The organism is Limnohabitans planktonicus II-D5 (assembly GCF_001270065.2).
GTDB lineage: Bacteria > Pseudomonadota > Gammaproteobacteria > Burkholderiales > Burkholderiaceae_C > Limnohabitans_A > Limnohabitans_A planktonicus.
The window spans coordinates 23,816-35,212 of sequence record NZ_LFYT02000037.1 but is presented as its reverse complement, the minus strand read 5'-3'; the positions used below and the strand labels follow the sequence as shown (position 1 = coordinate 35,212).

8 protein-coding genes and 1 pseudogene are annotated in these 11,397 nt (G+C 53.5%); 5 read left to right on the top strand and 4 right to left on the bottom strand.

Annotation, left to right across the window (positions count from 1 at the left end; all coding sequences use genetic code 11):
* A partial coding sequence (locus H663_RS41740) for a DUF1080 domain-containing protein (protein ID WP_240620581.1) occupies positions 1 to 204 on the top strand: 204 nt, incomplete at its 5' end.
* Between the two features lie 171 nt (positions 205 to 375).
* Here H663_RS41740 and H663_RS39010 read toward each other — a convergent pair.
* The 3 genes and pseudogenes from H663_RS39010 to H663_RS42275 form a co-directional block, all read right to left on the bottom strand.
* A pseudogene (locus H663_RS39010) lies at positions 376 to 684 on the bottom strand (dihydrolipoyl dehydrogenase); the annotation flags it as partial.
* Positions 685 to 1,081: 397 nt separating this feature from the next.
* The gene (locus H663_RS41400) at positions 1,082 to 2,935 is read right to left on the bottom strand and encodes an Ig-like domain-containing protein (protein WP_165803953.1); all 1,854 of its coding nucleotides are present in this window, start codon (positions 2,933 to 2,935) and stop codon (positions 1,082 to 1,084) included.
* Positions 2,932 to 3,186, bottom strand: a complete 255-nt coding sequence (locus H663_RS42275) for an Ig-like domain-containing protein (RefSeq protein ID WP_276309856.1) — start codon at positions 3,184 to 3,186, stop codon at positions 2,932 to 2,934. Before H663_RS42275 ends, H663_RS41400 begins: the two co-directional genes overlap by 4 nt.
* A gap of 1,359 nt (positions 3,187 to 4,545) precedes the next feature.
* Between H663_RS42275 and H663_RS42490 the strand changes: the two genes are divergently transcribed.
* Positions 4,546 to 4,653 (top strand): type II toxin-antitoxin system RelE/ParE family toxin, encoded by a 108-nt coding sequence (locus H663_RS42490; RefSeq protein WP_338067178.1) that lies wholly within the window; start codon positions 4,546 to 4,548, stop codon positions 4,651 to 4,653.
* Complete coding sequence (locus H663_RS38980) at positions 4,637 to 4,966, top strand: XRE family transcriptional regulator (RefSeq protein ID WP_053175761.1); 330 nt, start codon at positions 4,637 to 4,639, stop codon at positions 4,964 to 4,966. The genes H663_RS42490 and H663_RS38980 overlap by 17 nt, the downstream gene beginning before the upstream one ends.
* A 265-nt stretch (positions 4,967 to 5,231) precedes the next feature.
* Here H663_RS38980 and H663_RS38975 read toward each other — a convergent pair whose 3' ends face one another.
* A complete protein-coding gene (locus H663_RS38975; protein ID WP_053175760.1) occupies positions 5,232 to 6,644 on the bottom strand; it encodes a DUF2130 domain-containing protein in 1,413 nt (470 codons plus the stop codon).
* Positions 6,645 to 6,798: 154 nt separating this feature from the next.
* On the opposite strand from H663_RS38975, the gene H663_RS38970 reads away from it, so the two are divergent.
* Together H663_RS38970 and H663_RS38965 are read left to right on the top strand one after the other, a co-directional pair.
* Entirely contained in the window at positions 6,799 to 9,657 is a 2,859-nt protein-coding gene (locus H663_RS38970) for an SNF2-related protein (protein WP_053175757.1), read from the top strand.
* Positions 9,657 to 11,387, top strand: a complete 1,731-nt coding sequence (locus H663_RS38965) for an AIPR family protein (RefSeq protein WP_053175755.1) — start codon at positions 9,657 to 9,659, stop codon at positions 11,385 to 11,387. The genes H663_RS38970 and H663_RS38965 overlap by 1 nt, the downstream gene beginning before the upstream one ends.
* Positions 11,388 to 11,397: the final 10 nt, after the last annotated feature.

The window sequence follows — 11,397 nt, the reverse complement described above, 5'->3', positions numbered from 1 at the left end:
GAGGCCGGTGCACAGATTGCACTGAACACCTGGCACACACTGCGCCTGGACATTTCAGGCAAGAAACTGCGTGCGTTGGTCGATGGCATCGAGATACTGACGGTGGATGACCTGCGCTTAGGCGGAAAATCGGGAGGCATCGGACTGTGGGTTGACGACGGCACAACCGGATATTTTTCGAATTTGAGGATTCGACCAGCGTAAGGCTTGCAGCCCAGAACGAAGCTGGAGTTGCTCAACTCACCTGCTCGCAAACAAACTCAAAGGAACCCAATGAGGATCCTTGAAGTTGAAAATCTCAGTGATTGACCTGCCCCCATCGCAAGAAACCCAGACGGTTGTCCGACTGGGTTTTTTATAAACAGCCCGAATCGTTTACTTCTTGCCAGGCGGCAAATCCGTGCAAGAGCCGTGCGCCACTTCAGCCGCCATGCCAATGCTTTCGCCCAGCGTGGGGTGTGGGTGGATGGTTTTGCCGATGTCCACAGCGTCTGCGCCCATCTCAATCGCTAACGCGATATCGCCAATCATGTCGCCCGCGTGTGTGCCCACCATGCCACCGCCGAGAATCTTGCCGTGGCCCCCGTTCGTATGCACCTCGGGTGAATCGTCAAACAGCAGTTGGGTCACGCCTTCGTCGCGGCCATTGGCAATGGCACGGCCCGAGGCGGCCCAGGGGAACAGCTGCGCCACGGCAAGCGCAGGCGTAAAATGACAGCGTTTTTAATTTATCGAGATTAGATGCGAGTGGCGAGCACTGCGTTCTGCCGATTTAGCAGGGTTTTCTGCATAGATCAATTGAAAAACTCCATTCATAAATTCAATCGGTGCACTGGATTTTATTTGTCGACAGCCCACATCTTGGTCCATTGATAAATTACAATTGCTATGATTAAAATATATATGACGATAAAGAATTTATTTTTTGAGATTTTGATCATTAATTTATTCTGCGCAATCCCCGCGCATGCGGCAACAGAAATTTAACTGATTTTGGGCTCGAAAATGATATTTTTGTCATTCAAATAGAGGGGTTAGGCACTAAATTTATTGGTATATTTGATATGGACTCGAAGAACCTTTAGTATTTATAGCCAACTTTTAAAATGACTTGCAAGTCATTTTTTCCTGTGAAAAAATTCGGACGATCTGGGACATCTTTTCTGTTTCCACGCTGTCCCATCGCACCCAGCTCGAGATAACTACCAGCTTGACTTTCTACACCAGCAGCAAGTGTATTTTCAGTGATCTGACTGCTTGATCTTTCTATTTTTTCAGACTGAGCACGTAAATAGACTGACAAATTGTCAGTGACAAGATAAGCTAATTTAGCCTGAGCATTTATATTGAAAGTGCTTGTATCTTTCAATGTGGAAATTCGTCCTCCGACATCGGCATTTAATTTTAGCTGACAGCGATCACCGATTTTTCTATTTTCCTGAAGCCCTATAGCCAAAGTCACAAAAGCACCCCACGTGTCTTTTGACCCTTCTTCATAAGTGTATTCGTAGGAACTGGCTTTAGAAACTCGGTTGAGCACATTATGGAACCACTGTTGCTGCCCTGTGGACTGCAACAGTCCCCATTTTTTTTTATCTGAAAGATTAATAAAACCCACACCACGTTTCCAATACGTGAAATTTCCTTTGTTGATATTATCTTGAATAAATGAAAAAATATTTTCAGATGTAAATTTTTGATTCATTGAAACATTGCCTTCAGTAGTTCCGCGACCCGTCGAAAGATCTGGATCAGAATAGAGTTCTGTCGAGTAACCAAAAGAATTCGAAATCCCGTCTTCACTGGCGCAGCTGATACCAACAGCTAATCCGTGGGTTCTGTAAAAATCATCTCCATATATATTTAGATTTTCATTTTTATCAGGGTTTAACCCTCGACCGACCATGACCTGATTATCATTTGATTGAATATATCTATAAATACAAGATAATTTTTTGTTTTTAACATCTTGAACAAATTTTTTTGTTATCTGCTTCTGCATAAGATCTGGAATCTGATCGGCAGGATATTCAATTTTTACAATCAGTTTTTTATAATCTTCAGGAAGCACAGCGCATGTCGCAACAGCTTCACCCGACGAGGTTTGAATTGTTTCACATTTTTCACCATAATTTTTTTTCGAGTTTAAATTTTGCAAAGCACGCTCAGCTTGATTCATTTTTTTACTCGCTTCTATAAAATCAAAAGGAGTCACTTGCGCAAACACATTAAAACTCAAAATTGAAAAAATAATAAAAGAACTCATCATTTTTAATTTCGGAAGACAATTTATAAATACTGGCACCACGGCGGTGGCGATGGTCTTCCCCGCAGCGACTTTGATGGTGATGGTGTCGCCAGGCGTGCCGCTTCCGCTCAGGGTGGGCGTGGTGTCGGTGGTGATGGTGTCGGTCAGCAAGCCGCTGTTGCTGCTGGGCGAGAGCATGGCTGCGGGCGCTTTAGGGGCTGCGGTGTCCACCACGATGGTGATGGGCAACTGGGCGGTGGTGCTGGCACCGGTGGGGTTGGTTTCGAGCACGCCGCTGTCGCTGGTGCTGGCCAGGGTGGCCGTCAGGTCTGTGGGGGCAGGGGCTTCGCGGAAGCTGAAGGACTGGGCGTTTTTGGTGTAGACGCCGTCGAGGTTGATGTTGCCTGCGGCATCTGCAAATTTGTTGCTACTCACCAGCACAGCGACGCTGGTGGCACCGGCTGTGGGGGTGATGGTGGCGGTGTAGACCAGCGGGTTTGTGGGGCTTTGCGTCAGGCCGGTGATGGTGCCGCCCAAGGTGGTGATGTCTGCGGTGGTGAATTCTGCGCTGGCTTCAGATAGGGTGAAGGTGATGGTGGCGGTTTGGCCAGTGGCGATGGTCGATGCCGTGATGCTGAGCGCGATGGTGGGTGCTGCGCTGTTGATGTTGATGTTGATGGGCATCATGAGGCGGGGCTGGACAGACCGGTGGGGTTGGTTTCAACCACGCTCAGGTTGTTGAGGCCCTGGGGCAGTGGATTGATCGGGGTGGCCACCCAAGTGCCGTTGGGTTGCACGGTTGATGTGGCGATGGTGTTGCTAGTGGGCTCTTTGATGGCGATGGTGTTGTCAGGCGTGCCGGTGCCGCTGATGGTGGGGGTGGTGTCGTTGGTGAGTTGGTCACCTTTGGCACCGCTGTCGCTGATGGGGTCGAGGATGTCAGCAGGCGCGGCGGGCGCTGTGGATGCAATGGCAGCTGCGTTGATGCTGAAGCTGGCGAGGTTGTTGATGTCTGACGAATCGCCTCGTCCACCTTCAGCCTCTGCCCGGTTTGCGGCAAGGTGGTGGCTGCTGCCAGATTTGCCCCCGTGAGCGAGAGGGGCTGAGTTGTAAATACGCCTAAATTGAGCGTGAATTTTTTATTGTTGATGGTCATGTCCGTACCGTGGTGATGGTCATTGCGGTGTGTGTTGGAGTCAGTGTCTGGGCTGTTGTGGCCTGAGGTGCCAGCGCTACGGCCTGACCTGCTGCACGAATCAAATAGCCCTTCAAAAAGATGCGCCAAAGCACCTCACCCCCTTCTTTAAAAGACCATGCGGTGCCCCGTTGGTGAAGTCCTTCGAAATTCATTTCATCCTCATGATTTCAATGCCTTAAAACTCAAATAACGTCATATTCATCAATGATTGATATGAATTATTTATTGATGAATTTATCGGTCAAAATAAATTTATCGTTAAAAATGACATTAAAGAACCCCCAATTGGGGTAGGCCGATTGATCTTTTTGCTGGTTTATTGACTGAATTTGTCTGTATTGAGACATTGAATGTGTGCAAATCGGTCATTGCGAGGCGACTTGAGGTCATTTCGAGCGGCCTTGCCGTCATGGCGAACCCCCATTCCGCCCTTGCGAGCACCTCCCGTCATTGCGAGCGAAGCGCGGCAATCCAGCGACTGCCGTGAACCTACAGCCAATGCCCATACAAGCGCCGCTGCTGGATTGCCGCGTCGCAAGCTCCTCGCAATGACGGCTCTACCATTCACGTCATTTCGAGCCCCAATATCGTCATTGAGAGGCCCAATACCGTCATTGAGAGCGCCCCTAGGCCCTTGCGAGCCCCTCCCCGTCATTGCGAGCGAAGCGCGGCAATCCAGCGACTGCCTCCAACACGTTGCCAATGCCGTTACAAGCGCCGCTGCTGGATTGCCGCGTCGCAAGCTCCTCGCAATGACGGCTCTACCATTCACGTCATTTCGAGCCCCAATATCGTCATTGAGAGCCCCAATACCGTCATTGAGAGTGCCCCTACGCCCTTGCGAGCCCCTCCCCGTCATTGCGAGCGAAGCGCGGCAATCCAGCGACTGCCTTCAACCTGCAGCCAATTCCCATACAAGCGCCGCTATTTGGCGAATGTCAGCGCTGTAGGTGATGAAGGCGATGATGCGCATTGGCCCGCCACAGATGGGGCATACCAGCGGGAACACCTCGTAGATGCGGGCAATCAGCACCGCCCACAAGTAGCAAGATCGGCAACCGCATCGCACGCGTGCTTTTTTACTGTGGAGTAGTCCGAAATGATTTTGCTGCATGCCTTTGTCAAGAAGACCCAGCAAACCAACCCCGCAGATATTGAACTGGCGACCCAACGCTTGAAGGAGTGGACCCATGGCCAAAGCAACTAAAGTCAATCCCCACACGGGCAGCAGTTTTGATGACTTCCTCAAAGAGGACGGCATCTATGAAGAAGTGCAGGCCCGTGCGCTCAAACGCGCATTGGCCGAGCAACTGAACGACGCCATGCAAAACGGCAAGCTCAGCAAAGTGAACATGGCACAACGCATGGCCACCAGTCGGTCCCAACTGGACCGCTTGCTGGACCCGAGCAACCTGTCCATTCAGCTCGACACCCTGGTCAAAGCGGCCAGCGCAGTGGGTAGGACTGTCGAAATTCGGCTCAAGCGCGACACCAAGCGATCGCGAATCACTTCGGCGTAGGAGAAACCGAAAGCCCGCTGTGCGCCTCCAGCAAAAAGCCCGAACCGTTACCAGTTCGGGCTTTTTCTTTGGTGCCGTTACCGGCTCGTGCATTTACTTCTTAGCAGGCGGCAAGTCGGTACAGCTGCCGTGCGCCACTCCTTGATTGCGGCGCTGTGCAGCGAAGAAGGTGATGAAGCGGATGGGGAGCTGGCTGAGGGCTGTTACCTCGGGGCGCATTGAGCTTTGAACACTCAGCGCAAATTCCAGCGCCCGCTACGCCGTCTCAGTCGGGGGTGTTCCCCGGCAACTCTGCAAACTTGGCGGCCATCGTGGGGTTGCCTCGGGTGAGCTTCTTGATCGTCAAGTCATCGGCCTTGTCGTTGGCCAGGCGCAAATTGTTGGCTGACTTGTGCAGCGCTTCCTTGGTTTTTTCCAGGTCCTTGATGGCTTCGTCAATGCGCTTGACGGCTTCTTCAAAACCCTCAGAGGCCAGACGCCAATTGCGGCCAAACGCCGTCTTGAATTCGTCCAGCTGGGTTTCAAACTTGGTGATGTCCACGTTCTGCGAGCGCACCAGGGCCAGCTCGGACTTGTACTTCATCGCGTTCAAAGCCGCATTGCGCAACAGCGTGATCAGGGGCACAAAAAACTGTGGCCGCACCACGTACATCTTGGGGTAGCGGTGCGACACATCGACGATGCCGCTGTTGTACAACTCGCTCTCCGGCTCCAGCAGGGACACCAGCACCGCGTACTCGCAGGCTTTTTCCGTGCGGTCTTTGTCCAGCTCTTTCAGAAAATCTTCGTTCCGTTTCTTGGTGGCCGTCTCGTCGCTTTCGTTTTTCATCTCAAACATGATGGAGACGATCTCGGCACCCGATTCGTCTGAGTCGCGAAAAATGTAGTCACCCTTGCTGCCGGTGCGGGCATCGTTGTCTTTCTCAAAATGCGCCCGTTGAAAGGCGGCTGCACGGATGCGGTTGAACTCGATCTCGCAGTGCTGCTCTAGGGTTTCACCCACCATCTTGGTCGACAGCCGCGCCTTCATATCCCGCAGGCGCGCAATCTCACCATCACGGTCGCGCAGCTGCAAGGCGAATTGCTCCTTGATGGCTTTCTCTTCCAGCTGGTTTTTCACGGCAATGAGGTTTAGATCATTTTTTAAACCATCGCGCTCTCGGGCGACCACACCTACGGCCTCGTTCACGGCCAATTGGCGCGCTGTCTCGGTGGCCGCCAGCTTGGCTTGCAGCGCCTGAATTTCAGCGTCCTTTTTGGCAGCTTCGGCCTGCAGCGCGTGGGCCAGCTTGGCCTCGGCCAACTGGGCTGCCGCTTGGCTGCTGTTGCGCGCCCTCTCCTGTTCGGTCTTCAGCTCGTTGGCCAACTGATCGCGCTCTTTGCTCACCGTGCCCAAAGCCTCCGACACCGCCAGCTTGCGCGCCACCTCGCCCGCGTCGAGCTGGGCTTTCAACGCCTGAATCTCAGTGTCTTTGGCCGCCGCTGTTTTTTGCAGCGCATTGGTGACATTGGCCTCGGCTAAGGCAATAGCGCCCTGCTTTTCCCGCTCGGCCAACTCCAGCCGCTCGTGCAACTGCTTTTCAAAATCGCCATCGCGCACCTGCTTGAGGATGTCGGCGTAACCCGCCTCGTCAATCTTGAAGGCTTTGTGGCAGTGGGGGCAGATGATTTCATGCATGAGAATGGAGCCCTTTCTTGATGGCTGAGCGGATAGCAGCATTAGCATAGCGGGCGTAATGAAGTAACTTAGTGAATCGCTTGTCACAATGCAATCTTCGACCAAATCAAGTCGCTATATCAAGTCGGCATAATCACCCGAAAAGAAACTCAACTTGAATACCTCAACTCCCTACCAATCCCAGTACATCGCTTGGCTTCTGTCCCGCCGAATGGGGGCGGACGCTGCCGACTTGCTCGCCAGTACGTTGGTCGACGCGCAGGTGGACCTGAATCCCCATCAGGTAGAAGCCGCTCTTTTTGCATTCCACAGCCCGCTATCCAAAGGCGTTATCCTGGCCGACGAAGTGGGCTTGGGCAAAACCATTGAAGCCGGTTTGGTCATCGCCCAGCGCTGGGCGGAGCGCAAACGGAACATCTTGGTCATTTGCCCGGCCAACTTGCGCAAGCAATGGCACCAAGAGCTGCAAGACAAGTTCAGCTTGCAGGCCCAAATTCTGGAGGCCAAAAGCTACCGTGAATTGGTGAAGGCGGGCACGAAACATCCCTTTGACCAAGCTCGGGTGCTCATTTGTTCATACCAGTTCGCCAAGTCCAAGGCTGACGACCTGCGCCGTGTGGCTTGGGACTTGGTGGTGATGGACGAAGCCCACCGCCTGCGCAATGTTTACAAGCAGAGCAACGTCATTGGCAAAGCTTTGAAAGAAGCCCTGGCAAATGCCCCCAAAGTGCTACTCACCGCCACGCCGCTTCAGAACTCCCTGCTGGAGCTTTACGGCTTGGTCAGTCTGGTCGACGAGCGTGTGTTTGGCGATCTGCCTAGCTTCCGTGACCAGTTTGGCGCGTTGAACAATGCTGCAACCGTGACCAAGCTGCGCGAACGCCTCCAGCCGGTATGCATGCGCACCTTGCGCCGCCAGGTGCAGCCCTACATCTCGTACACCAAGCGCATTCCCATGGTGGAGCAGTTCACCCCGTCTCAAGATGAGCAAGTGTTGCGCGACATGGTGTCTGACTACTTGCGTCGCCCTGCGCTCAATGCCCTGCCTGCCGGGCAGCGCCAGCTCATCTCGCTGGTGCTGTGGAAGCTGCTGGCATCCAGCAGCCATGCCATTGGCGGCGCGTTGGGAACCATGGCCCAGCGCCTGCAGGACAAGCTGGGCGCAGCGTTAGCGGACAAAACGAATGCGCAGCTAAGTGAGGAGTTGGACAAAGACTACGAGTCCCTCGACGAAACCGAAGAAGAGTGGGGAGAGGATGGCGACGATTCAGGCCCACCACTAGCCAGCGTGGCCGAAGAAATAGCCGAGCTGCGCGAGTTTCAGCGCTTGGCCACCACCATTCGCGACAACGCCAAGGGGCAAGCCCTGCTGGTAGCGCTAGGCAAAGCCTTTGCCGAACTGGAAGAGCTGGGAGCCAACAAAAAAGCCCTAATCTTTACCGAGTCCCGCCGCACACAAGACTATTTGCTGCAGCTCATCGAGTTGAGTCCTTACGCCGGGCAGGCCGTTCTATTCAACGGCACCAACACCAGCGACCAAGCCACCGCCATCTACCAAGCCTGGTTGCAACGCCATGCAGGCACCGACCGAATCACCGGCTCGCGCACAGCAGACACCCGTGCTGCGCTGGTGGAGCACTTCAGAGACTCCGCGCAAATCATGATCGCCACCGAGGCCGGGGCCGAAGGCATCAACCTGCAGTTTTGCTCGTTGGTCATCAACTACGACTTGCCCTGGAACCCGCAGCGCATTGAACAGCGCATTGGCCGCTGCCACCGCTACGGGCAAAAGCACGACGTGGTGGTGGTTAACTTCATCGATCACAGCAACCCGGCAGACAAGCGTGTGTATGAGCTGCTGGCGCAAAAATTTCAGCTTTTTGAAGGCGTGTTTGGCGCCAGCGACGAAGTGCTGGGCACCATCGGCAGCGGCGTGGACTTTGAGCGTCGTATTGCCGAGATTTACCAAACCTGCCGCAACCCGCAAGAGATAGAAACATCCTTCCAGCAATTGCAGTTGGACCTATCCGGCGAAATCAACGCCGCCATGCTCAAAACCCGCCAGCTGTTGCTGGAGAACTTTGATGAGGCGGTGCAAGACAAACTCAAGGTACGGCAAACCGAGAGCAAAAGCGCCCGTAACCGCTACGAGCGCTTGCTGATGGACTTGACCCATGCCGAACTGCGAGATCACGCCGAGTTTGACCACGAAGGCTTTACCCTGAACCAAACCCCTCCGGGTTTGACGCCAAGCGATGTACCCTCAGGCCGCTACGAGCTGCCCCGCCGCAGTGGTGATGCGCACCTGTATCGCACCGGACACCCGTTGGCCCAGGCGCTGATTGCGCAAGCCAAAGGCCGAATCCTGCCCCCCGCCCGAATACGCTTTGACTACGATGCCTATGGCTCCAACGTCTCCACACTCAAAGCCCTGCGCGGCCAAAGCGGCTGGCTGTCATTCAGCGTACTGTCGATCGATGCACTTGGCTTGGTAGAAGACTACTTGCTGGTAGTGGCAATAACTAATGCGGGCGAAGCCATGCACGAAGAAGACGCCGAAAAGTTGCTGCGCCTGCCAGCAGAGCTGCTGCAAGACGACTTGCTGATGCAACCACCCGCCACACTGGATGAAGAAGTGCTGCGCTTGGAGCGCCAGCACATTCAAGCCGTCAACACCCGCAACCTAGGCTACTTTGATGCCGAGGTGCAAAAGCTCGATGCTTGGGCGGATGATCTGAAAGTGGGCTTGGAAAACGAAGTCAAAGAGCTGGACCGTGAAATTAAAGACGTGCGCCGCACCGCCACCGTGGCCGCCACGCTGGAAGAAAAGCTGAGCTGGCAGAAACGACAGCGTGAGTTGGAAGACAAGCGTAGCCAACTGAGACGGCGGATTTTTGACCGACAGGATGAGATTGACGGGCAGCGCAGCCGATTGATTGACGACTTGGAAGGCCGTCTGGCATCTACATCAACACTAAAAGACATATTCAAAATCCAATGGGAGTTGGCTTAATGGCGACGGATGCAAGACCACTAGAAATTCAACAAATACAAGCGTTTCTCAAAATGGAGTTCAATGGGGCGATTGTTGGTACTGGCAAGAACGCTGTTGATATTGAAAGAAACTTTCTCTCAAAGGCGCTGGCCGCCTATTTCCTCATAGCCCATGCAGGCGCGACCAAAGCGGACGCAGTTGCTGCCAGCATTGATGGTGGAAACGACCACGGAATTGACTCGGTCTATATCAGCCCGACAGGAGTCTTTTGGCTCGTACAGTCTAAGTACATCCACGAAGGTAGAGGCGAACCGTTGTTGGGCGATGCGTCCAAGTTCAAAGATGGCGTGAAAGACTTCGCTGGCGCCAAGTTCGAACGATTCAATGCAGCCTTGCAGGTCAAACTTCCTGCTATTCGCACCGCGATGAATAATGCGCACTCCATCCACTTTGCATTGGTATACACCGGCACTTCGTTGCATGACGATCGCATCCAGTTGTTCCGCGATCTGGAGGACGCAATCAATTTGGTGCAACCGGGACGTGCGCGGTTCGTCAGGTTTGGCCTGCGTGATTTTCACGAAGCGGTCATCGCCAAAAGAGCAGAAAAATCCATCACCGCGGAAGTTGAACTGCGCAACTATGGCCTTATCGATAAGCCCGCGCGTGCTTTCTACGGAGTCATGCGCATCCGCGATCTGGCCTCGCTTTATGTCGAGCATGACCATGCTTTGGTCCGTGAGAATATCCGGCGCTATCGAGGGTCGTCCAGTGTCAATGCCGAGATTACGAAAACGCTACTCACTTCACCAGAGCACTTTGTCTATTTCAACAATGGCGTTACGTTGTTGTGCGAAAAGATAACGGCCATTGGAGCCATGGATACGGAAAGAAAAGTTGGGAAATTTCGACTGGAAGGCGTTTCCATCATCAACGGAGCGCAAACAGTGGGTACCGTCGCGCAGCAACCCCTAGCCCACTATGACGCCAATCCTGCCGATGTACTTGTGACTTGTATCCAGTCTGCGGGTGACCCCGCTGACTTCGGTGATCGCGTTACGGAGTACCGCAATAACCAGAACGCCGTTCGAACAGAAGACTTCATTGCCTTGGACGACAACCAAGAAAACTGGCGCAAAACTTTGCAAGTCTCGGGAATAAGGTACATCTACAAACCCAGCGCCCAAGACCCCCACGCAGCTGAAAGAGTGTTCACGGCACAAGAGGCTGCCAACTACTTGGCTTGCGCCAGCAAAGATGGACTAACTTGGGCAGAAGGCCTCCAGTTGGTGATAGCAGACTCGGGGGCACTTTGGGACCAAAAAAGGAACTTCGTCGGGGCGAGTGTCAATAAGGTAGAGGATTCTGTTTACGGTTGCTTGTTTCCAAACAGCTTGACGGCTCGTCGCTTGTGGAGAACTACCCAAATTGGGCGCATGATCAGAGACATAGTCGACGCAGATATCCCATCGTTGTCGCCTGCCGAGGCGGCGTTACAGAACGCGGCCCTGTATTTAATCTTGAACCTTGTTTTTTCGCGCCAACGGCACCTGTGCGACGGCATTACCTTGAATTTGACGGCAGCTGAGCGGGAAGCGATTTCCAAAGAAACGGAGCAAGTTCGCATCAAGCTGTCTGAAGTTTATGGCAATGAAAACTGGGCCGATGCCGAACCGGCGACAGTACTCGCGGATTTGACCAATATGAAGCGCCTCAAAGGTCTCGTAATGATGAAACTTGCAGCATAGACAATAAGAC